The sequence below is a fragment of the Micromonospora sp. NPDC005237 genome (assembly GCF_040607775.1).
Classification (GTDB): domain Bacteria; phylum Actinomycetota; class Actinomycetes; order Mycobacteriales; family Micromonosporaceae; genus Micromonospora.
Genome location: NZ_JBEXHJ010000001.1, coordinates 47,852 through 68,259, shown reverse-complemented (window position 1 = coordinate 68,259; position 20,408 = coordinate 47,852). Strand labels below are relative to the sequence as shown.

Sequence of the window (20,408 nt, the reverse complement as noted above, 5' to 3'; positions counted from 1 at the left end):
GCACTCGAATACGTCGAGTGCCAACTGGCCGAGCTCAGATACCGGAGGAGAACGTGCCCACGTACCAGTACGCCTGCACCGCGTGCGGTCACCAGCTCGAGGCGGTGCAGTCCTTCTCGGACGAGCCGCTGACCGAGTGCCCGGCGTGTCAGGGGCGGCTGCGCAAGGTCTTCAACTCGGTCGGCATCGTCTTCAAGGGCTCGGGCTTCTACCGCACCGACTCCCGCGCGTCCGTCTCCGAGACCTCCGCTGGCGGCACGCCGAGCAAGCCGGCCAAGTCCGAGTCGTCCTCGTCGTCCTCGTCGTCCTCGTCCTCGGGCGGGGATTCCGGATCGTCGTCTTCGTCCTCGTCGTCCGGGTCGTCGTCTGGGTCTTCGTCCGGTGGATCCTCGACCGGTGGGTCGGGCGGCGGCAAGGCTCCGGCGGCCAGCTCCACGTCCTGACCTCAGTCTTCCCCAAGCTCGCCGACAGCGCCGCCCGCGATCGCCCGGGCGGCGCTGTCCATCCTTGATCCACTCGGGTTCCCGAAAGTCGGCCGGGCCGGGTCGATCGCCCGGATTCCCTTTCCGTGCCATAGCGGGTCCCGCCGGGTGCGATAGCAGATCCAGCCGGTAGATGGGCGTTATCCACAGGCCGGTCAGTTGTCCACAGGCGGGGACGAGGGGTCCGCAGTGCCGGCCGTTACCGGCCTAACGTGCCGCTCTACGGGTGTCACCACGACGGCACCCGGGACGGAGGCGGCAGATGATCACCCGCAAGTTGGACTCCGCGCGGGCGTTGCGCCCGCTGCGCCGGCCGGCCCTGCCCGGCGGTCGCACCCTGTTGCGGGCCGGGCTGGTCGCCGCGCTGCTCGGCCTCGCCGCCGCGATCCTGCACACCCCAACCGGCATGGACTCCCCGACCGGCCAGCGCACCGCGACCGGCTGCCCGGCGACCAACGGCGCGGCCGGGGCGCCGGTCCGGCTTGCCCGACCCGCCGTGCTGACGGTTGTCCGCCCTAGAGTCGCGGTCGGGGTGTGGGCCTGGCTTGCCCGACCCGCCGCGCTGCCGGTGGCCCGCCCCGCAGGCGCGGCGTCGGGGTCAGTCCCAGTGTGGGGGGCGTTGGGCGAGGAGCCAGTCGTCGTTGCCGCTGCTCCGCTCGCCCCAGCCGTGGTCGGTGTCGTCCGTGGTCTGCTCGGGCAGCACCACGAAGTCGTCGCTCAGGTCGACGGTGCGGTCATCATCGCCGCGCGCGCCCTGCGTTCCGGGGTCCTCGGTGCTCACGAGCGGCAAGACTAGCGCAGGCGACCGCTCGCCGACGGTTGGCACATCGACCAGAAGCGACCGGGCCGCCGGCTCCGTTGGTAGCGTCGGACGCCGTGACGACCCCCAGCGGTGGCAGCACCCCGGACGACGACTACTGGCGCCGGCCCGGGACCGGCGACGGCGGGATGGCGGACCAACCCCCACCCGCCACCACACCCACGAGCGGGTACGCGGGGCCACCCCCGAGCGTGCCGCCCCCGGCCGGCTGGCGTCCCCCGGTGCACCTGGAACCGGCCCCGCCCCGACAGCTTCCGCCACAGGACATGGCCGTCCTGGATGCGGCCGAGCAGCGTTCCCAGCGGGTCACCTACGGCTTCGGCGCCGCAGCCGCCGTGGTGCTGGTGGCTCTTGTCTGCCTGCTCTGCTCGCGCCTCATCTTCTGAGCGGCGTCGGTGGCGCCCACCCCGACCGGCCGCTCAGAGGGTGGTGCCCCAGACGGCCTCGGCGCCGGAGTGACCGGTCAGGTAGACGTAGATCAGGGCGGCGATGGCCAGCGCGACGGTCGCCACCGCGAGCACCGGCGTCACCAGTGCCGGCAGCCGCGGCACCCGCGGGTGCCCACTGGTCGCCACGAGCAGCGCGATGGCCACGATCCCCAGGGGCACCACGATCCGGAACAGGATGTCGCCGTAGCGGGAGTGCTCGAAGATCTGGTCGAGGATCTGGCCCTGGTAGCCGCGGGCGACCAGGGCGTCGGTGAAGGCTTCACCGGATTCGACGGCCACGAACGCGGTCACCGGCGCGACCACGGCGAGGATGGCCAGCGCCCAGTCCAGTCGGTGCCGCCAGCGCGGCAGCCCCACGTATCCGATGGCCAGCACCGCCAGCAGTGGGACCATGACGACCACCGCGTGGACCACGAGGACGTGTACCGGTAGACCCAGGATCTCCTCGAACATCGACACCTCCAGGTGGATCACGGTGAGGGATCGCCAGCGTACGGGCCGCCGGTCGTCCCCGAGCTCTCGCCCGGAGACACGCGCGCGTCGGCGATCAGGTTCAGCACGGCGCGACCCCGCAGGTCGGTCCTGCGGGCTGTGTCCGTGGCCACCCCCAGCGGGCGACGGTTGTCGCTGCTGGTCGTACGTGCTGTCATTGGCGCATGTCCGGTGGCGAGGAGCTGTTGCGGTCGAGGGGCCTGCGCGTCACCCGACCGCGCCTCGCGGTGCTCGACGTTCTCGCCGACGGCGGTCACCTGGAGGTCGACGAGATCACCCGCCGGGTCCGCGAACGCCTCGACTCGGTCTCCACGCAGGCGATCTACGACGTGCTGGGGGCGTTGAGCCGGGCCGGCTTGTCCCGCCGGATCGAGCCGGCCGGCAGTCCCGCCCGGTACGAGGCGCGCGCCGGCGACAACCACCACCACGTGGTCTGCCGGGGCTGCGGCGAGATCGCCGACGTCGACTGCACCGTCGGCAGTGCCCCGTGCCTGGAACCGGGCACCGCGCACGGCTTCGAGGTGGACGAGGCAGAAGTGACCTTCTGGGGCCTCTGCCCGAGCTGCCAGTCGCGCCGCGCCGCCGACAGCTGACCCGGCCCGCACCACTCGGCACCGACCGGTGGGCCGTGGCACGCTTGGTCGGTGGACTCCGATGACCTCGGCCTCTTCGGTCCGGGTTCGGTCACGTGGAAGGTGCACGAGGAGCCGATCCTGATCGTCGCGGGCCTGCGCTCGCTCTACCTCCAGGCGTTGCACCCCCGGGCCATGGCCGGGGTCGCGCAGAACAGCAACTACCGCACCGACGCGTGGGGACGGCTGGTGCGCACCGCCACCTACGTGGCGACCACCGTCTACGGCACCACGGTTGAAGCCGAGCAGGCCGGGGCGCGACTGCGTCGCCTGCACGCCCGGCTGCGGGCCACCGACCCCGACACCGGCGAGGACTTCCGGATCGACGACCCGGACCTGCTGCGCTGGGTGCACGTCACCGAGGTCGAATCGTTCCTCAGCACGGCCCGGCGGGCGGGTCTGCCGCTCACCGACGACGAGGTGGACGGCTACTACACCGAGCAGCGTCGGTCGGCCGGCCTCGTCGGGCTGGACCCGGCCACGGTGCCGGGCACCGCCGCCGAGGTGGCGGCGTACTACCGCGCGGTGCGGCCGGAGCTGCGGATGACCCGGGAGGCCGCCGAGACGGCGATCTTCCTCACCGCCCCACCGCTGCCGTGGAAGCTCAGCCTGCCGGCTCGGCTGGGCCTCACCCTCGGCCCGCCGCGCTGGGCGTACCTGGGCATCGCTGGCACCGCGCTCGCGCTGCTGCCTCCGTGGGCCCGACGGATGTACGGCGGGTTGGGGCTGCCCACCACCGAGCTGTCGGCGGACCTCACCGTGCGCGCCCTGCGCCTGGCGCTCGCCGCGGTACCGCGCCGCTATCGGGAGGGGCCGTTGATGCAGGCCGCCAAGGAGCGGGCCGAACGTCACACCGCGACCCCGCTGGCCGGCTGACCAGCCGGACCCCCTCGGGGCGAGGTGCGGACACGCCGCACAGTGTCAGCTGCGGGCAGGCCGCACGGGGTCAGGCGTCGGCGGACCGGTCCACGGCCGCCCACGGCTCCTTGCCCGGCGTCTGCGCCCCGGTCGGGCAGTGCCGCCGGAAGTCGCACCAACCGCACCGCGGGCCGGGCGCCACCGGGAACGCCTCGTCGGCATCGCCGCCGTCGGCGACGGCCCGCTCGGCGGCCATGATGTCGCGGGCCGTGTCCTCGGCCCGGGTCAACTGGCGGTTCAGCGACTCGACGGTGTGGTCGTGGCCGGCGACCGTGCCCGTCGGCAGGTGGTGCAGCTCCACCCGGCGACACGGCCGACGGAACACCCGCTCGGCCGCGTACGCGTAGAGCGCCAGCGCCTGCGAGCCCCGAGCGTCGTCGGTGTCCAGCCCGGTGCGACCCGTCTTGTAGTCGACGATGACCAGCTCCGGGCCCTCCGGCCCGGGGCGCGAGTCGATGCGGTCGGCCCGGCCGTTGAAGGCCAGCACCGCGGTCTTGACCGCCACCACCCGCTCGACACCGAGCGGGTCGGACTCCGGATCCAGCGTCTCGACGTACGCCTCCAGCCAGCTCAACGCTCGCCGGTAGGCGGCCCGCTCCTGCTCGTCGTCGCGGTAGCCCTCACGGACCCAGGTGCCCTTGAGCAGGGTGGCCAGCGCCTCGGGGCGGCGTCGGTCGGCGGGCAGCGCGTACCAGTTCTTGAGGGCGGTGTGCACGCTGGCGCCGAGCGAGTTGTGTGCCCACGGCGGGCCCTTCGGCGGTGCGGGCCGGTCGACGTAGGAGTAGCGGTAGCGGCGGGGGCAGTCCGCGTACGCGCCGAGCTTGCTCGGGGTGCAGACGAACAGCCGTTCCGGCATCCCCTCGAAGCCGAGCTGCTCGGCGCCACCGGGGCGCTGCTGAGGGGCCCGACCGCCTGCGGCGGGTCGTCCGGCTGAAGAGGCTCGTCGCACGCCTGCGATCCTGCCATCCACCGCCGACATTCCGGGTGTGCCGGTCAGGCCATGTTCACGTACTGGGTCACGAAGGCCGCCACCGCGTCGGCGATGAGCTGTACGGCGATCGCGGCCAGGAGCAGGCCGGCGATCCGGGTCAACACCTCGATGCCGCCGGGGCGCAGGATCTTCACGATGCCGCCGGAGAAGCGCAGCACGATCCAGACCGCGACCATGACGGCGAGGATGGCCGCGGCGATGGCGGTGAAGTCACCCAGCCCGTCGGCCTGCTGGACGAAGAGCATGGTCGCCACGATGGCGCCCGGACCGGCCAGCAACGGGGTGCCCAGCGGCACCAGCGCGATGTTCGAGGTGACCTGCTGGCTGGGATCGTCGGCCTTGCCGGTCAGCAGCTCCAGGGCGACCAGGACGAGCAGCAGCCCACCGGCGGCCTGCAACGCGGGCAGGTCCACGTGCAGGTAGTCGAGCAGGGTCTGCCCGGCCACCGCGAAGATCACGATTACGCCGAGAGCCAGCGCGACGGCCTGCCAGGCCGCCCGGTTGCGGTCCCGGGCGGGCAACGGCCCGGTCAGCGCCAGGAAGATCGGCATCATGCCCGGCGGGTCGGTGATCACCAGCAGGGTCACGAAAACCTCGCCGAACAGCTTAAGATCCACGTGATCAAGATAGCCGCGCCCTGGTGGGCGAAATACCCGGATCAGCCCGAAGCGACCTCGGTCACCCCGGCGGCGACGATCCGCTCGTACGCCTCGACGCCGGTGGTGAACGCGCCGAGCTGGACGCTCTTGTGGGTGCCGTGGAAGTCGGAGGAGCCGGTGACCAGCAGGCCCAACTCGGCGGCGAGCGCGCGTACGTGGGCCTGCTCGGCCGGGCTGTGGTCCTCGTGGTCGGCCTCCAGGCCGGCCAGCCCGGCGGCGGCCAGCTCGGCGATCAGCTCGTCGGGCACCACCCGGCCGCGTCGGGTGGCGCGGGGATGGGCGAAGACCGGTACGCCCCCGGCGGCCCGGACCAGCCGGACCGCACGGAAGACGTCGATGTCGTCCTTCGGCAGCCGGTACCGCTCGCCCAGCCAGTCCGGGCCGAACGCCTCCCGGGTGCTGGCGACCAGACCGGCGCGGATCAGCGCCTGCGCGATGTGTGGGCGACCCACCGTGCCGCCGCCCGCCCCGGAGAGGATGTCCGGCCAGCTCACGTCGATGTCGTCGGCGCGCAGCAGCGCCACGATCCGTTCGCCGCGTGCCTCGCGGGCGGCCCGCACCCGGGTCAGCTCGGCGACCAGCTCCGGGTGGTCCGGGTCGAACAGGTACGCCAGCAGGTGCAGCGGCACCGGCGGCTGCGCGCCCGACCAGTGGCAGGACAGCTCGGCGCCTCGGATCAGGCGCAGACCGGGCGGCAGCGCCCGTACGGCCGGCGCCCAACCGGCGGTGGTGTCGTGGTCGGTGATGGCCAGCACGTCCAGACCCGCCTCGGCGCCGGCGCGGACCAGGTCGGCCGGGCTCAGCGTGCCGTCGCTGGCGGTCGAGTGGGCGTGCAGGTCGATCCGCGGCGCGGGGCCGGTAGGCGAGGTCACCTCCCGACGCTACCCAGCAGACCCGAATCCGGCTCGCGTAGGTGCCGGCCAGCCGTAGAGCGCGGCCCTCAGCGCGCGCCCGCCCGTGCGCCCGGCCGTGGGCCCGCCCGTGCGCCAGGCCGTGGGCCCGCCCGTGGGCCAGGCCCCCGCGGCGCAGGGACGGGAACGCCGGCCAGCGAGCCGAGGCGGTCGATCGCAGCGCGGGACGCCGCGACCACTCCGGGGAGCGACCCGGGTGCGGATCAGGAGCCGGTGACCAGGACCGGCCGGTCACCGGGCTGGAGGCCGGCCACGGGCACCGGCTCGGCCGGTTGCCCGGCACGCACCCGTTCGACGTCGACCTGAACCAGCTTGCCGGCGCTGTCGACGTAGGAGACGTCCGTCCGGGTCGTCCAGGCGACAGCGCCACTCAGCGCCGGGCCGGCCGGCATGGCGTTCAGCGTCGTCCCGAGCCGCTGCAGATCGACCAGGAGGGCCCGGTCGCTCGCGCCGACCTTCCCGTTCACCAGAAGCCACCGCCCGTCGCCGGACACGCCGCCCGCGCCGTCCAGGCTCAACTGTGCGCCGCAGGCGGTGCGTACCGGTTTCAGAGCCCGCTTCGGGTCGAGCGCCGCCAGGCAGGTCCCACCCGGCCCGCTCGCGGACACCTGACCGATCAGCCGCCCGTCGGGCAGCGCACCGTAGACGTTCAGGGTGCCCCGCTCGGACACCGCGGTCAGCTCCCCCGTGCCGGGCCGCCACAGGGCGTGGACCGGCCCGTCCCGGTCGAGCCGGACGAGCACGCTGTTTCCGACGAACCGGACGGGTTCCGCGCCGTCCGGGACCGGAATGCGTACCGTGCCGATGAGCTGGCTCCCGACCACTCCCGCCACGAGCAGGTCCTTGCCGTCGCGCCAGGCGACCTGGCTGGCGTCCGGCGCGAGAACGATCTGGCCCGCGCCGGCCAGCAGCACCTGCACCAGGCCGTCGTCCTGCGCGACCCAGAGGGAACGGCCGGCGGTGGTCGGGGCACCGACCACCAGCAGACCGGCGCCGCTGGGCAGGCTGTGGGCGCGTTCGGCGGGGCCGACGCTGGGCAGCGCCAGCCGCTTGCCGTCGGCGTTGATCAGGGTGCCGTCGAGGAGCAGACCGGCGGGCGTTCCGGGCGACGGCGCGGGTGGGGCGACGGCGGCCGAGGGGAGCGGCCGGACCGACAGATCCGGATCGCCGATCACGACGATGGGCGGGCCCTGCCGGCCGGTCTCGTCGGCGAGCTGCGTCATGCCGGCGCCGATCAGCACGGTGGTGACCATTCCGAGCGCGACACCGACACCGGCACGCCGCCGTCGGATCCGCTTGGCCCGGCGGATGGCCTGACCGGCCGGGTCGGCGGTCAGTGGACGGGTGACGGCGACCTGGTGCGAGAGGGTCTCCCGCACCGCACCTTCCAGCTGGTCACGTCGCACCTGGTTAGGACGCTGCGGACCGCCCGTCAGGTTGTCGGGCCGCCGGGGGAATGCGCTCACTGCTGGTCTCCGGCGCCGGTGCCGACGGGCACGGCCGCCGGAGCGGTGGGCAGCTCGACCGCCGGTGCGATCGGGCGGGGCACGGACGGCCGGGGTGCGACCGCGCCCGGCCCGGCCCGGCCGGCCGCCGGACGCGGCGTCACCGCGGCACGGCCCCCCGCATCCCTCCCGTCCGGACCAGGTCGGGCAGCGTCGGCACCTCGGGCGGCGTCGCCCCGGCCGGAGAGGGCAGCGCCACGGTCCCGACCGGAGAGGGCAGCGCCACGGTCCCGACCCGAGAGGGCGGCGTCGCGGCTCCCGGCGGGGAGGCCGGCGTCGCGGCCCCGGCCGGAGGAAGCGGGGTTGGCGCTCCGGTCCGTACCGGGGGCGTCGGCCAGTTCCGGGGTGGCGGTGCCCATCCGTCGGCGAAGCGTGGCCAGTGCCCGGGATGCCTGGCTCTTCACCGTGCCCGGCGAGATGTCCAGCAGCGCGGCCGTCTGTGCTTCCGACATGTCCTCGTAGTAGCGCAGGACGAGCACCGCCCGTTGCCGGTTGGGCAGCTCCCTGAGGTGCCGCCAGAGCAGGTCGCGGTCGAGCTGCTGCTCGATCTCGTCGACACCGGGCCGTTCGGGCAGCACCTCGGTGGGGCGCTCACCGTGCCAGCGTCGCCGCCACCAGCTCGTCGAGGTGTTGACCATGACACGACGGGCGTACGGCTCGACCGCCTCGATCCCGCCGAGCCGCTTCCAGGCGAGGTAGGTCTTGGTCAGTGCCGTCTGGAGCAGATCCTCGGCTGTCGCCCAGTCGCCGGCGAGCAGATAGGCGGTACGGAGCAGGGCGGCGGAGCGAGCCGCGACGAACTCGCGAAACTCCTCCTCCAACGGGTCCCTGCTCGCCACCGCACACCTCCGCACCCACACCGTCCTGGCAGAGTGCCACGTCAGAGGCGTGCCGGTCCATGACGAAAGGTGCGCACTTGCTCCGATGTTCGGACGAAAACTTTCACGCCCCGTCGTCGGCCTTGGCCTCGTCGGCCTCCTTGCCCAACCGCGCCTCGACCGCCTGCGGCTCGTACATTTCTTCCACGACTCGCAGGTACAGCTCGTTCGGGTTGGGCAGGTTCTTGATCTCGCGCAGCGCCTGCTCCTGGCCGGCGGACTCCAGCACGAAGGTGCCGTAGTTGAGTGCGCGGCCGGTCGGCGTCTGCTCGTACTTCATGTCGGTGACCCGGACCAGCGGCATCATGGCCACCTTGCGGGTGACGATGCCGTTGACCACCATGACCCGCTTGTTGGTCAGGATGAACCGGTCATACCACCAGTCGGCGACTCTCCAGGCCACCCAGCCCATGACGGCGAACCAGAGCAGCACCGCGATGGTCGTCAGCGCGCCCACGTTGTTGCCGGCGAGGAAACCGGACAGGTAGCCGAGCACGAACGTCGCCGCGATGCCGATCAGGATCGGGTTGGTGAGGTGGATCCAGTGCCGCTTCCACTCGCCCCGGTAGCGCTCGGTGGGGAAGAGGTAGCGGGCGACCAGCGAGCTGGGCTCGTCTTCCAACGGAAGCACCCGCCGGGGAGTCGCCCCCGTCGCGTCGGCACGCAGCCCCGCGAGCTCGTCCTCGGAGATCTGCGGTGGCTGGTAGGCGGCCTCGGGATCACGGATCCAGCCCCGGCCGGACCGCCCTTCGCCGGCATAGCCGGGCCCTTCGCCGTAGCCGACGTCGTCCGAAAGGGACGGCCCGTCGGACAGGCCGGGACCGGCTCCGTAGCCCGGGCCGTCATCCGGCCCGATCCGCGGTATCGGCTCGGTGTCGCGCTCGCGACGTTCCCGGTCGGGGTCGTCCGGGTCGAAGGGTGGACCGGAGGGGCTGCCCATCGACGGTTAGGCGACGAGGCTGGTGAAGAAGTCGCCGAACCCCTGGGCGATGTCCATGATCCCGCCGCCCAGCGACTTGAACACATCAGCCGCAGAGTTTGGCCGATAGGCGACGAAGAAGATCAAGAATGCGATTCCGGCCCAGGTGAGGACCTTCTTGACCATGGCGGGCCATCCTCTCGCGCGGCGCCGGGTCCCATTACCGCAGCGGCACCCAGAGTATCAGTGTGGTGTCGTACAGTGAAGATCTGCGTCCGTTCTCCGTCAAACCCGGAAGGTTGTCAAGCCCTCCCGGACAGGTACGGGGATGGTGCGCCGTACACGAGCTCGGGCGGAGTCCACTCGGTGAGGTCGTGCAACACGACGTCTTCCGCGAGGAGGTGACCCGCACTCGCCGGCCAGGCTATCGCATGCAGCCACATTCCCCGAGCCTCGCCGGCGTACGCGCTTCGATCCGTCGGAGAATTCACCAGCCACAGTGGAGTCGGGTGCCCGCCGACGCGGATCCTGGCCTGCCCCACGTGCTCGGGATGCCCCGGTCCGGGGTCGGTCAGCGCGTCGACGAGTTCCGGTCCGGGATCCGGGCCGGCCAGGCCGGCGAGCCGGGTGCCCAGGCCGACGCCCGGCTCCTCGGCCACGAAGACCAGATCCGCCGGACCGTCGTCGAGCGGCGCGGGCCCCGCGCAGGCCACCGCCGTCGCCCGCACCCCGGTGCGGTCGTCACCGGCGTACGCCACGCCGGTGAGGGTCCAACCTGGTGGCAGCGGCCACGGGCACCACAGCGGCGTCCCCGGTGGACCCGCGGTCGCGGCGATCCGCTCCACCACGCTCGCGACGATCTCCGCTCCGATGTGTTCGGGCACGTGCAGCGGCGGCACGGGACCGCAGCGCAGGCACCTCGACTCGGTGTGCATCAGATCCGGCGCCCGTACCGGGCCCCCGCATCTCGGACAACTCACCGCGACACTCACAACCCCACCGTCACCCGGCATCGCTGGCACGTCAAGCCGGAAACGCCCGATTGCGCCGACGGGGCGAGGGTCAGTCCGGTGGCGGGCCGGCGTGCGTACGGATCCACGCGTGCATGGCGATGCCGCTGGCCACACCCGCGTTGATGGACCGGGTGGAGCCGTACTGGGCGATGGAGTACAGCGCAGCGCAGGCGGCGCGCGCGGGCTCGGACAGGCCGGGCCCCTCCTGGCCGAAGAGCAGCACGCAGTCCCGCGGCAGGACGCCGGTCTCCAGCGGGCGGGAGCCGGGCAGGTTGTCGATGCCGAGCACGGGCAGCCGCCGCCCCGCCGCCCAGTCGACGAACTCCTCGATCGTCGCGTGGTGCCGGACGTGCTGGTAGCGGTCGGTGACCATCGCGCCGCGCCGGTTCCACCGTCGCCGTCCGACGATGTGCACCTCGGCGGCGTTGAAGGCGTTGGCGTTGCGCACCACCGTGCCGATGTTGAAATCGTGCTGCCAGTTCTCGATGGCGACGTGGAAGCCGTGCCGGCGCCGGTCCAGGTCGGCGACGATCGCCTCGTGCCGCCAGTAGCGGTAGCGGTCGACCACGTTGCGCCGGTCCCCCTCGGCCAGCAACTCCGGGTCGTAGCGCGGGTCCTCGGGCGGGTCCCCCGGCCAGGGGCCCACGCCCACCTCAAGCTGGTCGTCGGTCACGGTCATCAGAGGGTACGGGCCACCTCGGCGTCCGCCGCGACGGCCCGCCGACCTCAGCCGAGGCCGAGCGCGTCACCCAGCCGGTCCAGGAACCGTTGGTCGGCGGGGCTGGCCGGACGTCCGCCGGGGCCGGGCACCGCCCGGCAGACGCGGGCCGCGACCGACTGCACCCACTGGCGGTACGCGGCCGAGTCGGCGGGATCAGCGCGCCGGCGCAGGACCCGAACCGCCGCCCGGCACGCGACCAGCAGGTCCACCAGGTCGGTGAGTCGCTCGACGGGCGCCGGGGCGCCGTCGTGGCGGGCGTAGATCGCGGCGACCACGGCACGGACCAGATCACTGTCGAACCCGCGGCCGGCAGCCACCGCGTCCAGACCCGCGAGGCCCGCCATCACCCCCCGCTCCGGGCGGCCGGCGCCTGGCGCTGCGGCGGCCACGAGCACCCGAGCGGGCAGGCTGGTGAGCAGGTCCCACTCGGCGGCGGAGTAGACGGCGGCGGTCAAGGGTGCGGCGCGGCGGCCGGCAGAGGGCGGCTCTCCGGCGACGGAGTGGCTCATCGGAACCTCCGGCGCCAGCATAAGCCCCGAAACGGGCGACGGGCCCCCTCCCCGGCAGAACCTGCTGTGCGGGATGGAGGCCCGTGCCTCGGCGGCGGCGACTCCTGCTCAGCGCCGCCGGGGGTTCAGCGCGGGTTCGGGAAACTGGGCCGCTCCGGATCCACTCCCTCGGCGACGGCGTCGGCCGCGTACTCCCGCTTGGGGACCATGACCTTGCGGCGGAACACGCAGACCATGGTGCCGTCCTGGTTGTAGCCCCGGGTCTCCACGGACACGACGCCCCGGTCTGGCTTGGAGCCGGACTCGCGCTTGTCCAGCACCGTCGTCTCGCCGTAGATGGTGTCGCCGTGGAAGGTGGGCGCCACGTGCCGCAGCGACTCGACCTCCAGGTTGGCGATGGCCTTGCCGCTGACGTCCGGCACCGACATGCCGAGCAGCAGCGAGTAGATGTAGTTGCCGACCACCACGTTGCGCTTGAACTGGCTGGCCGTCGCGGCGTAGTGCGCGTCCATGTGCAGCGGGTGGTGGTTCATGGTGAGCAGGCAGAAGAGGTGGTCGTCGTACTCGGTGACGGTCTTACCCGGCCAGTGCCGGTAGACCGCGCCGACCTCGAACTCCTCGTAGTAGCGGCCGAACTGCATCCTGGTCCCCTTCGACGGGCGGCGATGGAGTTCGGCACAGCATGCCTTACCGATGGTTAAGGCGACGGTCGGGGCCGGACCCCGGCGGAAATGTCACACCGGTCACTCACCCGAGGGGAGACGCAATGAGCGGCGGGGCCCTCCCCGGCACCCGCCGCCCACGCTCTGATGTGAGGAATTCTGCCCTACGACGGCGTAGGTTCGACAGAGATCGAGGTCACATTTATCTTTTTGTAACACTACTCTGTGTGACGGAGAGCGGGGTGATCAGCGATCTCCGCAGGCCGGATACCTCCTCGTCAGGGCTCAAGTTACCGATTCGTAGCGCTCGATCGGGTGGATCTCCTTGGAACCGCTCCCATCACCGCAGGTCACGCAAGTGCGTCATGCACTTGCGTTCCGCAGGACGGGATGAACTGACGCAGTTCGATGGCCGCCGAGGGCCCCGGGCAGCCCTGCGCACGTTTCGTGCTGGACGGCCCGGGAATTCGATACGGTCAGCCCTGGTTCTACGGGACGCAGACAAACCGCGGTGATCGGAGAGTGCAATGGCAACCGTTGAGCTGACCTCGGCGAACTTCGACGAGGTGACCGGCAACGACGGCATCGTCCTGGTCGACTTCTGGGCCGACTGGTGTGGTCCGTGCAAGCGGTTCGCCCCGGTCTACGAGCGCTCCTCGGAGAAGCACCAGAACATCGTCTTCGGCAAGGTCGACACCGAGGCCCAGCAGGAGCTGGGTGCGAAGTTCGACATCCGGTCGATCCCGACGATCATGGCGATCCGCGACGGCGTCATCGTCTTCGCCCAGCCGGGCGCGCTTCCCGAGTCCGCGCTGGAGAACCTGATCGAGCAGGTCGAGGCGCTGGACATGGACGACGTCCGCAAGCAGCTGGCCGAGCACAACCACTGAGCCGTCCCCGTGACGGCGCGCGAGGGCCGGGCCCGGTCGGGTCCGGCCCTTCGTCGTACCCGGGCACCGGCGCGTGATCATCGACCTGGGCAGGCGGAACTGGCCATCGGTGGGACCCCGCACGGCCGGTACATCCCGTATCGTCACGACCCGATGGAGACCCTGACCACCCGCGGGCGCGCGACCCGGCTGGGCGCGACCGCCCTCGGTCTCGTCCTGCTGCTGCTCGGCACCTTCTGGGGCAGCGACGACGACTTTCCGTTCGGCCCGTTCCGGATGTACGCCACCTCCAACCCGCCGAACGCCCCCGCCCCGGACACCCGCGTGGAGGGGGTGAACAGCGCCGGCGCGGTGGTCGACCTCGACCAGGGCGCCACCGGCATCCGCCGCGCCGAGATCGAGGGCCAGCAGGACCGGTACGCAGCCGACCCGACGCTGCTCGCCGAGGTGGCCGACGCGTACGCCGAACGCCACCCGGACGCCCCGGCGCTGGTCGAGGTCCGCATCGTCATCCGCTGGCACGGCATCCGCGCCGGCCGACCCACCGGGCAGCACACCGACGAGACCGTGGTCCGCTGGCAGGTCTCCCGATGAGCGGCTGGCTGACCGAGGCGGTGCCGCGCGGGCGGATCGCCGCCTTCCGCACCCTGATCTACCTCTTCGTCGCCGCCGACCTGGTGGTCTTCACCCCATGGGTACGCACCAGGGCCAGCGTGCCCGGCGAGCTGTACCAGCCCCTGCTGATCGGCCGGCTGCTCCCGCTGCCGACGCCGACGCCGACGGTGGTGGCGGTGATCTTCTGGGCGCTGCTGCTGCTCACCCTGCTCGCCGCGACCGGCCGGGCGCCCCGGCTGCTCGGCTGGTCGGTCTGCGCGCTCTACCTCGAGTGGATGATCATCGCGATGAGCTACGGAAAGGTCGACCACGACCGGTTCGGGCTCCTCGTCGCACTGGCCGTGCTGCCCACCGCCGGCCGGGCCCGCCACGGCGACACCACCCGCACCGAGGCCGGCGGCTGGGCGCTGCGGGTCACCCAGATCGCGGTGATCTGCACGTACTTCCTGGCGGCCTGGGCCAAGCTGCGCTTCGGCGGCCTGGACTGGCTGACCGGCTCGGTGCTGGCGCGGGCCATCATCCGACGTGGCACCGACCTGGCGGACCTCATCGCCCAGGTGCCGTACCTGCTGATCGTCGCCCAGTTCGGCATCGTGGCCTTCGAACTGTTCAGCCCCGTGGTGTTCCTGCTGCCGGCCCGCTGGCGACTGGCCATGGTCGGCTTCTTCTACTCGTTCCACGTGGTGACCATCGCGACCATCACTATCTCGTTCGCACCCCACCTCGCCGCGATGACGAGCTTCCTGCCGCTGGAGCGGGTCCGCCCGCTGGTCTGGGCCCGCCGGTTGGCCGGCCGCGAGACCCCCGGCGCACCGACGGACGCGCCGGAGCCGGCCCCACCGAACGCCGACCCCGAACCACGCGATCGAACCCCGGCGGACGCCGGCACGGAGCCGGCGCGGCTCGGGGATCAGGCCCCGGCGCTCGGGCGGCCGGCCGGCCCGTAGAGCCGCTCCCGGGCCTCCTGCGGCAGCGAGCACGCCGCCGTGCCGCCCGGGAGCCGGTGCCGGTTGCGCGCCACCCAGCGGTACGCGCGCCAGGCCACGGCGCGTGCCGGCGGAAACCGCAGCCCCGCTCCGGCGACCCGCCAGAGCGGACCACTCGCGGCGAGCAGCTTCGCGATGGCGTCCGGCCCGGCGGCGCGTGAGCCATCCGCGCCGACCCACTGCACGGCCTCCTCGCACTGGGCGGCCGTGAGGCCGAGCGCGTCCAGATCGGCGAACTGCCAGGGCACCACCCGGGCGGCGGTGGGGATGCGGCGTTCGATGAACTCCGCGCAACTCGTGCAGAACGCGCAGTCCCCGTCGTAGACGAAGGTCGACCTCTCCATGGCGTCCATCCTCCCCCGCGCGACCGCCCGGTGGGCTCCGGTGTCCGGCGAGTCACTTGCGCGGGCCTCGTACACGTGTTCGAATAGTGGCCATGCGCTGGGACAACCTCACCGCTCCCCCGGTTGAGGGAGAGCCCGAGCGGGCAGCGCCAGCGACGCCACCCCTGCCGCTGGCGCTGCCCGGCGCCATCGTGCGCACCTTCGACACCCCTGAGTTCGCCGGGATGACCTTTCACGAGGTGCAGGCCAAGTCCATCCTCAACCGGGTGCCCGGCCAGTCCCGCGTGCCCTTCGAGTGGACGATCAACCCGTACCGAGGATGCAGTCATGCTTGTGTTTACTGCGTATCGGGCGACACCCCCATTCTGATGGCGGACGGACGCACGAAACCGATCAGCGAGCTGGAGTCGGGCGACCGCATCTACGGGACCGAGCGACGCGGCGCCTACCGCCGATACGTCGTCACCACCGTCCTCGACAAGTGGTCCACCGTGAAACCGGCTTATCGCGTCACCCTGGAGGACGGCACGACGCTCGTCGCCAGCGGGGACCACCGCTTCCTGACGGAGCGAGGCTGGAAACACATCACCGGCGGCATGTTCGGCGCCGATCAACGGCCCTACCTCACCACCAACAATCGCCTGATCGGCACTGGGGCGTTCGAGACAACTCCGAAGGCCTCCCACGACTACCGTCGCGGCTATCTCTGCGGCATGGTGCGCGGCGACGGAACCATAGGCACCTACGCCACAGGCAGGAGCTGGAGTCACCAGTTCCGCTTGGCGCTCGCGGACAGCGAGGCCCTCGATCGTACCGAGCGGTATCTGAAGGAAGAGGGCGTCGACACAAGCCGCACCTCCTTTGGCCAGGCCAGGCCCGACCGGCGGCCGATGGAGGCGATCCGCGCCTCGGGAAAGCAGAAGGTCGATGCAATCAGGGAGATCGTCCAATGGCCGCAGCATTCGACTCCTGACTGGCAACGAGGGTTCCTTGCTGGCATCTTCGATGCCGAAGGCAGTTGCAGCCAGGGCATCCTGAGAATCGCCAACTGCGACGATCAGGTCCTCAGCCACACGACGGAAGCACTGCGCGCCTTTGGATTCGCCACCGTCCTCGAGGACCGGAGGCGGACGAACCGCCTGCGCTATGTACGGCTGACCGGCGGTCTCCCGGCGCGGTTGCGCTTCTTCCACCTGACCGACCCGGCCATCACTCGCAAGCGTTCGATCGCGGGTGCCGCTCTGAAATGCAGGGCCGCACTCAGGGTTGTCGACATTCAAGCGCTCGGGCTGGAGTTGCCGCTGTGGGACATCACCACCGGCACCGGCGACTTCATCGCCAACGGAGTGGTCAGCCACAACTGCTTTGCGAGAAATACTCACACCTACCTCGATCTCGATGCTGGTGCGGACTTCGACCGGCAGGTGATCGTCAAGGTCAACGCCGGTGAGCTGGTACGGCGGGAGCTGGCCGCGCCGAAGTGGCGGGGCGCGCACGTGGCCATGGGCACCAACGTGGACTGCTACCAGCGGGCCGAGGGCCGTTACCGGCTGATGCCGCAGATCATCGCGGCGCTGCGCGACTTCGCCAACCCGTTCTCGATCCTGACCAAGGGCACGCTGATCCTGCGAGACCTGCCGCTGCTGCGCCAGGCCGCCGAGGTGACCAGGGTCGGCATCTCCTACTCGGTGGGCTTCGTCGACGAGCAGCTCTGGCGTGGCGTCGAGCCGGGCACGCCGCACCCGAGCCGCCGGCTCGACGCGGTCCGCCGGCTCACCGACGCCGGCTTCGAGGTCGGGGTGCTGATGGCGCCGATCCTGCCCGGGCTGAGCGACGGCGACGAGTCGATCGACGCCACCGTGTCGGCAATCGCGGCCGCCGGGGCGACCAGCGTGACGCCACTGGCGCTGCACCTGCGCCCGGGCGCCCGGGAGTGGTACGCGCAGTGGCTCGCTCGGGAGCACCCGCACCTCGCGCCCCGCTACCGCGAGCTCTACCGGGCCGGCGCGTACGCCCCGCAGGCGTACCAGCGGGAGCTGACCGCCCGGGTGCGGATCGCGGCCCGCCGCCACGGGCTGCACCGGGGCGAAGTGGGTGACAACCGTCGGCTGCCCGAGCCGCCCCCACCGCCGGCCGCCGAGCAGCTGACCCTGCTCTAGCCAGCAGGCGGCGCTACAGTCGGCGGGTGCGCACCGCTCAGCAGATCCTCGCCGACTCCGCCGTCATCGCCGTCGTCGGCGCGTCGCGCGACCCGCGCAAGGCCGCGCACGGCGTGCCGTTGCAGATGCAGCAGTACGGCTGGCGGATCATCCCGGTCAACCCGACAGTCGACGAACTCTTCGGCGAGCGGGCGTACCCGACGCTGGCCGACATCCCGCACCCGGTGGATCTGGTGGACGTGTTCCGGCCGGCGGCCGACGCCGTGCAGGTCGTGCGGGACGCGGCGGCGATCGGCGCTCCGGCCGTCTGGCTGCAACTGGGCATCGTCTCGGCCGAGGCGCGACGGATCGCCGAGGCGGCCGGGATGGACTACGTCGAGGACCGCTGCCTCATCGTCGAGCGCGCCGCCGCCGGCCTGACCCGGCTCGGCTGATCCCGCGTCGGTCCGACGGGCTCGGCCGTTCGTGCTGGCTGCCGGCCGGACGGACCGGACCAGCCGAGGGTGGCTCGTCGGCCACCACGAGGAAGGCGCAACGAACGTCAGGCTGGCCGCATGAAGTCCGGCGACCGCACTCCTGCGAAGGCGTTCCAGTCCCGGCAGTACTGCTGCGATCGTGGGCCCAGCTCGTGCCACACCCGACGAAGGTCGAAGCCCCGATCTGCCGCGGCCAGTAAGGATTCGAGGAAGCCGGTCGCCACGACGTCCTTCTCGTACTGGTCGCCATCGGCCAGTACCGCGTCGAGTCCGTCGTTCAGGAGCCGTTGACCGACTCTAGGCCGCGCGCGTCCATCCTCGATACGGGTTTCCCGGTGGTCGTACGCTGCGGGCATGGTCATCCCGCGGCGCGGCCGCGTACCGGCGCTGGGCAACGGGCTCTGGCCGCGCCGGATCCTGGCTCTGACGGCCGGGTTGGTGGTGACGGCCGGGGTCGCCGGTGGGCTGCTTGCGCTCCCTCGGATCAACCCGTCCACCGCCAGCCTGGCGGTCTGGTCGGCGTTCGGCATGCGGTGGCTGACCGGGCGGTGGTGGCCGCGGCGGACCGGGCATCTGCGCTGGCGGGAGCGTGTCTCCGGCCTGGACGCCGTCGAACCGGGCCTGGTGGCACGCCGGTCGCTCGCCGGGTGGGTCGACCTGGCGGCCGGTGCGACCACGCTGATCGCGATCGGAGGGTGGCTGATCGCCAGCCTGCCCCCGCACGGCCGGTGGGTCGACCTGACGCGGCCGGTGCTCGCCGTCGGGGTAGCGGCCTGGCTCGGTCGTGGGGTCTACGAGGAGACGCGCTTCACCGGAAGGCTGGCGCTGACCGCCAGCGCGATCCGGCACGGCCGCCAGATCGTGGACTGGACGAACATCGACCGGGTCAGCCCGCACCGGCGCGACGGCCGGTTGAACGGGGTGCGGCTGCGGCCGGCGGTCTGGCAGTCGCTGCGGCCGGCGCCGGTGGTCGGCGGCCGGGGCACGGCGGTGCCGGAGGACCGGCTGATCGCCGCGCTCGAGGACTACCGGTTCCGGCCGAGGGAGTTGGCCATCGAGCCGGACCAGGGGCAGCTCAAAGCTTGTACTCCTTGAGCAGGCCACGGGAGATGATGGTCTTCTGGATCTCCGAGGTGCCCTCGCCGATGAGCAGAAACGGGGCCTCGCGCATCAGCCGCTCGATCTCGTACTCCTTGGAGTAGCCGTAGCCGCCGTGGATGCGGAACGCCTCCTGCACGACCTCCGCGCAGTACTCCGAAGCGAGCAGCTTGGCCATCCCGGCCTCGACGTCGTTGCGCTGGCCGGCGTCCTTGAGGCGGGCGGCGTTGACCATGAGGGCGTGCGCGGCCTCGATCTTCGTGCCCATCTCGGCGAGCTTGAACGCGATCGCCTGGTGCCTGGCGAGCGGCTGGCCGAAGGTCTTGCGCTGCTGGGCGTACGCGACGGCCAACTCGAAGGCGCGGATGGAGATGCCGCAGGCGCGGGCGGCCACGTTGACGCGGCCCACCTCGATGCCGTCCATCATCTGGTAGAAGCCGCGGCCCACCTTGTCGGCGCCGCCGAGGATGGCCGAGTCGGGCACGGTCACCCCGTCGAGCACCATCTCGGTGGTCTCGACGCCCTTGTAACCCATTTTTTCGATCTTGCCGGGGATGGTGAGGCCGGGCGCGGTCTCGCCGAAGCCCGGCTCCTTCTCCAGCAGGAAGGTGCTCATGTTGCCGTACACCGACTCAGCGCCGGTGTCGGTCTTGACCAGGGTGGCCACCACCGAGGAGTACGCCCCGTTGGTCAGCCACATCTTCTGCCCGTTGAGCACGTAGCTGTCGCCGTCGCGGACGGCCCGGGACTTGATCGCCGAGACGTCGGAGCCGGTCTCCGGCTCGGACATCGAGAACGCGCCGCGCACCTCGCCGGTGGCCATCTTCGGCAGCAGGCGGGCCTTCTGCTCGGCCGAGCCGTGCTGGGAGATCAGGTACGCCACGATGAAGTGGGTGTTGACGATGCCGGAGATCGACATCCAGCCCCGGGACAGCTGCTCCACCACGAGGGCGTACGTGAGCAGCGACTCGCCGAGCCCGCCGTACTCCTCGTCGATGGTGAGGCCGAACAGCCCCATCTCGCGCATCCCGTCGAGGATGTCGGTGGGGTACTCGTCGGCGTGCTCCAGCCGCTGGGCGTGCGGGATGATCTCCTTGTCGGCGAACTCCCGGACGGTCTCCAGGATCGATCGCTGCACATCGGTCAGGCCGGGCGTCTGGGCGAGTCGGGCCATCTCAGCCTCCGGGGATCAGCGCACTACTCATGGGTAACTGAACGCTCGGTCAGTATCGGCCTCCGGGTCGGCAAGGCCAAGGTGACCAGTCCACACAACCGCTGT

26 protein-coding genes and 1 pseudogene are annotated in these 20,408 nt (G+C 71.9%); 10 read left to right on the top strand and 17 right to left on the bottom strand.

What is annotated here, in order from left to right; translation table 11 throughout:
* Nucleotides 1-17 precede the first annotated feature (17 nt).
* Nucleotides 18-194, top strand: a pseudogene (locus tag ABZT87_RS00410) (FmdB family zinc ribbon protein); the annotation flags it as partial.
* Nucleotides 195-208: 14 nt separating this feature from the next.
* On the opposite strand, the gene ABZT87_RS00405 reads toward ABZT87_RS00410, so the two are convergent.
* Together ABZT87_RS00405 and ABZT87_RS00400 are read right to left on the bottom strand one after the other, a co-directional pair.
* Complete coding sequence (locus tag ABZT87_RS00405; RefSeq protein WP_355133706.1) at nucleotides 209-436, bottom strand: hypothetical protein; 228 nt, start codon at nucleotides 434-436, stop codon at nucleotides 209-211.
* Between the two features lie 644 nt (nucleotides 437-1,080).
* Entirely contained in the window at nucleotides 1,081-1,263 is a 183-nt protein-coding gene (locus ABZT87_RS00400) for a hypothetical protein (RefSeq protein WP_354855904.1), read from the bottom strand.
* A 95-nt stretch (nucleotides 1,264-1,358) separates the two neighbouring features.
* Here ABZT87_RS00400 and ABZT87_RS00395 point away from each other — a divergent pair, with 95 nt between their 5' ends.
* Nucleotides 1,359-1,688, top strand: a complete 330-nt coding sequence (locus ABZT87_RS00395) for a hypothetical protein (RefSeq protein WP_355066739.1) — start codon at nucleotides 1,359-1,361, stop codon at nucleotides 1,686-1,688.
* Between the two features lie 33 nt (nucleotides 1,689-1,721).
* Here the strand turns inward: ABZT87_RS00395 and ABZT87_RS00390 are convergent, their stop codons facing one another.
* Nucleotides 1,722-2,204 carry a DUF2231 domain-containing protein gene (locus tag ABZT87_RS00390; RefSeq protein WP_355133646.1) on the bottom strand — a complete coding sequence of 161 codons (483 nt, stop codon included), beginning with the start codon at nucleotides 2,202-2,204 and terminating at the stop codon, nucleotides 1,722-1,724.
* Between the two features lie 203 nt (nucleotides 2,205-2,407).
* On the opposite strand from ABZT87_RS00390, the gene ABZT87_RS00385 reads away from it, so the two are divergent.
* Nucleotides 2,408-2,836 (top strand): Fur family transcriptional regulator, encoded by a 429-nt coding sequence (locus ABZT87_RS00385; protein ID WP_354855906.1) that lies wholly within the window; start codon nucleotides 2,408-2,410, stop codon nucleotides 2,834-2,836.
* 51 nt (nucleotides 2,837-2,887) lie between these two features.
* Nucleotides 2,888-3,751: an oxygenase MpaB family protein gene (locus ABZT87_RS00380; RefSeq protein ID WP_355132676.1), complete on the top strand. Its 864-nt coding sequence runs from the start codon at nucleotides 2,888-2,890 to the stop codon at nucleotides 3,749-3,751.
* Nucleotides 3,752-3,821: 70 nt separating this feature from the next.
* Here the strand turns inward: ABZT87_RS00380 and ABZT87_RS00375 are convergent, their stop codons facing one another.
* The 11 genes from ABZT87_RS00375 to ABZT87_RS00325 form a co-directional block, all read right to left on the bottom strand.
* Nucleotides 3,822-4,649 (bottom strand): PD-(D/E)XK nuclease family protein, encoded by an 828-nt coding sequence (locus ABZT87_RS00375; RefSeq protein WP_354855971.1) that lies wholly within the window; start codon nucleotides 4,647-4,649, stop codon nucleotides 3,822-3,824.
* 137 nt (nucleotides 4,650-4,786) lie between these two features.
* Nucleotides 4,787-5,401 (bottom strand): MarC family protein, encoded by a 615-nt coding sequence (locus ABZT87_RS00370; protein ID WP_354855908.1) that lies wholly within the window; start codon nucleotides 5,399-5,401, stop codon nucleotides 4,787-4,789.
* Between the two features lie 41 nt (nucleotides 5,402-5,442).
* Nucleotides 5,443-6,315: a PHP domain-containing protein gene (locus ABZT87_RS00365; RefSeq protein WP_355132674.1), complete on the bottom strand. Its 873-nt coding sequence runs from the start codon at nucleotides 6,313-6,315 to the stop codon at nucleotides 5,443-5,445.
* A 242-nt stretch (nucleotides 6,316-6,557) separates the two neighbouring features.
* Complete coding sequence (locus ABZT87_RS00360; protein WP_355132672.1) at nucleotides 6,558-7,760, bottom strand: hypothetical protein; 1,203 nt, start codon at nucleotides 7,758-7,760, stop codon at nucleotides 6,558-6,560.
* Nucleotides 7,761-7,816: 56 nt separating this feature from the next.
* A complete protein-coding gene (locus tag ABZT87_RS00355) occupies nucleotides 7,817-8,698 on the bottom strand; it encodes a SigE family RNA polymerase sigma factor (protein ID WP_355132670.1) in 882 nt (293 codons plus the stop codon).
* 103 nt (nucleotides 8,699-8,801) lie between these two features.
* Nucleotides 8,802-9,677 (bottom strand): PH domain-containing protein, encoded by an 876-nt coding sequence (locus ABZT87_RS00350; protein ID WP_354855912.1) that lies wholly within the window; start codon nucleotides 9,675-9,677, stop codon nucleotides 8,802-8,804.
* A gap of 6 nt (nucleotides 9,678-9,683) precedes the next feature.
* A complete protein-coding gene (locus tag ABZT87_RS00345) occupies nucleotides 9,684-9,842 on the bottom strand; it encodes a hypothetical protein (protein WP_007455302.1) in 159 nt (52 codons plus the stop codon).
* A 116-nt stretch (nucleotides 9,843-9,958) separates the two neighbouring features.
* Nucleotides 9,959-10,669 carry a DUF6758 family protein gene (locus ABZT87_RS00340; RefSeq protein ID WP_354855913.1) on the bottom strand — a complete coding sequence of 237 codons (711 nt, stop codon included), beginning with the start codon at nucleotides 10,667-10,669 and terminating at the stop codon, nucleotides 9,959-9,961.
* Nucleotides 10,670-10,718: 49 nt separating this feature from the next.
* Entirely contained in the window at nucleotides 10,719-11,342 is a 624-nt protein-coding gene (locus tag ABZT87_RS00335) for an RNA methyltransferase (protein ID WP_355132668.1), read from the bottom strand.
* A gap of 53 nt (nucleotides 11,343-11,395) precedes the next feature.
* Entirely contained in the window at nucleotides 11,396-11,920 is a 525-nt protein-coding gene (locus ABZT87_RS00330; protein ID WP_355132666.1) for a hypothetical protein, read from the bottom strand.
* A 104-nt stretch (nucleotides 11,921-12,024) separates the two neighbouring features.
* Nucleotides 12,025-12,540: a MaoC family dehydratase gene (locus tag ABZT87_RS00325; protein ID WP_354855915.1), complete on the bottom strand. Its 516-nt coding sequence runs from the start codon at nucleotides 12,538-12,540 to the stop codon at nucleotides 12,025-12,027.
* 548 nt (nucleotides 12,541-13,088) lie between these two features.
* On the opposite strand from ABZT87_RS00325, the gene trxA reads away from it, so the two are divergent.
* From trxA to ABZT87_RS00310, 3 genes are all read left to right on the top strand, one after another.
* Nucleotides 13,089-13,451 carry a thioredoxin gene (trxA, locus tag ABZT87_RS00320; RefSeq protein WP_030329190.1) on the top strand — a complete coding sequence of 121 codons (363 nt, stop codon included), beginning with the start codon at nucleotides 13,089-13,091 and terminating at the stop codon, nucleotides 13,449-13,451.
* 153 nt (nucleotides 13,452-13,604) lie between these two features.
* Complete coding sequence (locus tag ABZT87_RS00315) at nucleotides 13,605-14,045, top strand: hypothetical protein (RefSeq protein ID WP_354855916.1); 441 nt, start codon at nucleotides 13,605-13,607, stop codon at nucleotides 14,043-14,045.
* Nucleotides 14,042-15,013, top strand: coding sequence for an MFS transporter permease (locus ABZT87_RS00310; protein ID WP_355132664.1), 972 nt, complete (start codon nucleotides 14,042-14,044; stop codon nucleotides 15,011-15,013). Before ABZT87_RS00315 ends, ABZT87_RS00310 begins: the two co-directional genes overlap by 4 nt.
* On the opposite strand, the gene ABZT87_RS00305 is transcribed toward ABZT87_RS00310, so the two are convergent.
* Entirely contained in the window at nucleotides 14,977-15,396 is a 420-nt protein-coding gene (locus tag ABZT87_RS00305) for a DUF393 domain-containing protein (protein ID WP_355132662.1), read from the bottom strand. The two genes, ABZT87_RS00310 and ABZT87_RS00305, sit on opposite strands and share 37 nt — an antisense overlap.
* Before the next feature lie 92 nt (nucleotides 15,397-15,488).
* On the opposite strand from ABZT87_RS00305, the gene ABZT87_RS00300 reads away from it, so the two are divergent.
* Together ABZT87_RS00300 and ABZT87_RS00295 are read left to right on the top strand one after the other, a co-directional pair.
* Nucleotides 15,489-17,555, top strand: coding sequence for an intein-containing Rv2578c family radical SAM protein (locus ABZT87_RS00300; RefSeq protein WP_355132660.1), 2,067 nt, complete (start codon nucleotides 15,489-15,491; stop codon nucleotides 17,553-17,555).
* Nucleotides 17,556-17,581: 26 nt separating this feature from the next.
* Nucleotides 17,582-17,989, top strand: coding sequence for a CoA-binding protein (locus tag ABZT87_RS00295; RefSeq protein WP_355066732.1), 408 nt, complete (start codon nucleotides 17,582-17,584; stop codon nucleotides 17,987-17,989).
* 107 nt (nucleotides 17,990-18,096) lie between these two features.
* Here ABZT87_RS00295 and ABZT87_RS00290 read toward each other — a convergent pair whose 3' ends face one another.
* Entirely contained in the window at nucleotides 18,097-18,387 is a 291-nt protein-coding gene (locus tag ABZT87_RS00290) for a hypothetical protein (RefSeq protein WP_355132658.1), read from the bottom strand.
* Here ABZT87_RS00290 and ABZT87_RS00285 point away from each other — a divergent pair.
* On the top strand, nucleotides 18,386-19,126 hold the full coding sequence (locus tag ABZT87_RS00285; RefSeq protein WP_355132656.1) for a hypothetical protein: 741 nt from the start codon (nucleotides 18,386-18,388) through the stop codon (nucleotides 19,124-19,126). The genes ABZT87_RS00290 and ABZT87_RS00285 overlap by 2 nt on opposite strands.
* On the opposite strand, the gene ABZT87_RS00280 is transcribed toward ABZT87_RS00285, so the two are convergent.
* Nucleotides 19,107-20,303, bottom strand: a complete 1,197-nt coding sequence (locus ABZT87_RS00280; RefSeq protein ID WP_354855922.1) for an acyl-CoA dehydrogenase family protein — start codon at nucleotides 20,301-20,303, stop codon at nucleotides 19,107-19,109. The two genes, ABZT87_RS00285 and ABZT87_RS00280, sit on opposite strands and share 20 nt — an antisense overlap.
* Nucleotides 20,304-20,408: the final 105 nt, after the last annotated feature.

What these genes read in the sequence shown, in the direction of transcription:
- ABZT87_RS00390 (WP_355133646.1), bottom strand. Translation starts at nt 2,204, where the DNA reads ATGTTCGAGGAGATCCTGGGTCTACCGGTACACGTCCTCGTGGTCCAC.
- ABZT87_RS00385 (WP_354855906.1), top strand. Translation starts at nt 2,408, where the DNA reads ATGTCCGGTGGCGAGGAGCTGTTGCGGTCGAGGGGCCTGCGCGTCACC.
- ABZT87_RS00375 (WP_354855971.1), bottom strand. Translation starts at nt 4,649, where the DNA reads ATGCCGGAACGGCTGTTCGTCTGCACCCCGAGCAAGCTCGGCGCGTAC.
- ABZT87_RS00350 (WP_354855912.1), bottom strand. Translation starts at nt 9,677, where the DNA reads ATGGGCAGCCCCTCCGGTCCACCCTTCGACCCGGACGACCCCGACCGG.
- ABZT87_RS00345 (WP_007455302.1), bottom strand. Translation starts at nt 9,842, where the DNA reads ATGGTCAAGAAGGTCCTCACCTGGGCCGGAATCGCATTCTTGATCTTC.
- ABZT87_RS00340 (WP_354855913.1), bottom strand. Translation starts at nt 10,669, where the DNA reads ATGCCGGGTGACGGTGGGGTTGTGAGTGTCGCGGTGAGTTGTCCGAGA.
- ABZT87_RS00330 (WP_355132666.1), bottom strand. Translation starts at nt 11,920, where the DNA reads ATGCTGGCGCCGGAGGTTCCGATGAGCCACTCCGTCGCCGGAGAGCCG.
- ABZT87_RS00325 (WP_354855915.1), bottom strand. Translation starts at nt 12,540, where the DNA reads ATGCAGTTCGGCCGCTACTACGAGGAGTTCGAGGTCGGCGCGGTCTAC.
- trxA (WP_030329190.1), top strand. Translation starts at nt 13,089, where the DNA reads ATGGCAACCGTTGAGCTGACCTCGGCGAACTTCGACGAGGTGACCGGC.
- ABZT87_RS00315 (WP_354855916.1), top strand. Translation starts at nt 13,605, where the DNA reads ATGGAGACCCTGACCACCCGCGGGCGCGCGACCCGGCTGGGCGCGACC.
- ABZT87_RS00310 (WP_355132664.1), top strand. Translation starts at nt 14,042, where the DNA reads ATGAGCGGCTGGCTGACCGAGGCGGTGCCGCGCGGGCGGATCGCCGCC.
- ABZT87_RS00305 (WP_355132662.1), bottom strand. Translation starts at nt 15,396, where the DNA reads ATGGAGAGGTCGACCTTCGTCTACGACGGGGACTGCGCGTTCTGCACG.
- ABZT87_RS00300 (WP_355132660.1), top strand. Translation starts at nt 15,489, where the DNA reads ATGCGCTGGGACAACCTCACCGCTCCCCCGGTTGAGGGAGAGCCCGAG.
- ABZT87_RS00285 (WP_355132656.1), top strand. Translation starts at nt 18,386, where the DNA reads ATGGTCATCCCGCGGCGCGGCCGCGTACCGGCGCTGGGCAACGGGCTC.
- ABZT87_RS00290 (WP_355132658.1), bottom strand. Translation starts at nt 18,387, where the DNA reads ATGCCCGCAGCGTACGACCACCGGGAAACCCGTATCGAGGATGGACGC.
- ABZT87_RS00280 (WP_354855922.1), bottom strand. Translation starts at nt 20,303, where the DNA reads ATGGCCCGACTCGCCCAGACGCCCGGCCTGACCGATGTGCAGCGATCG.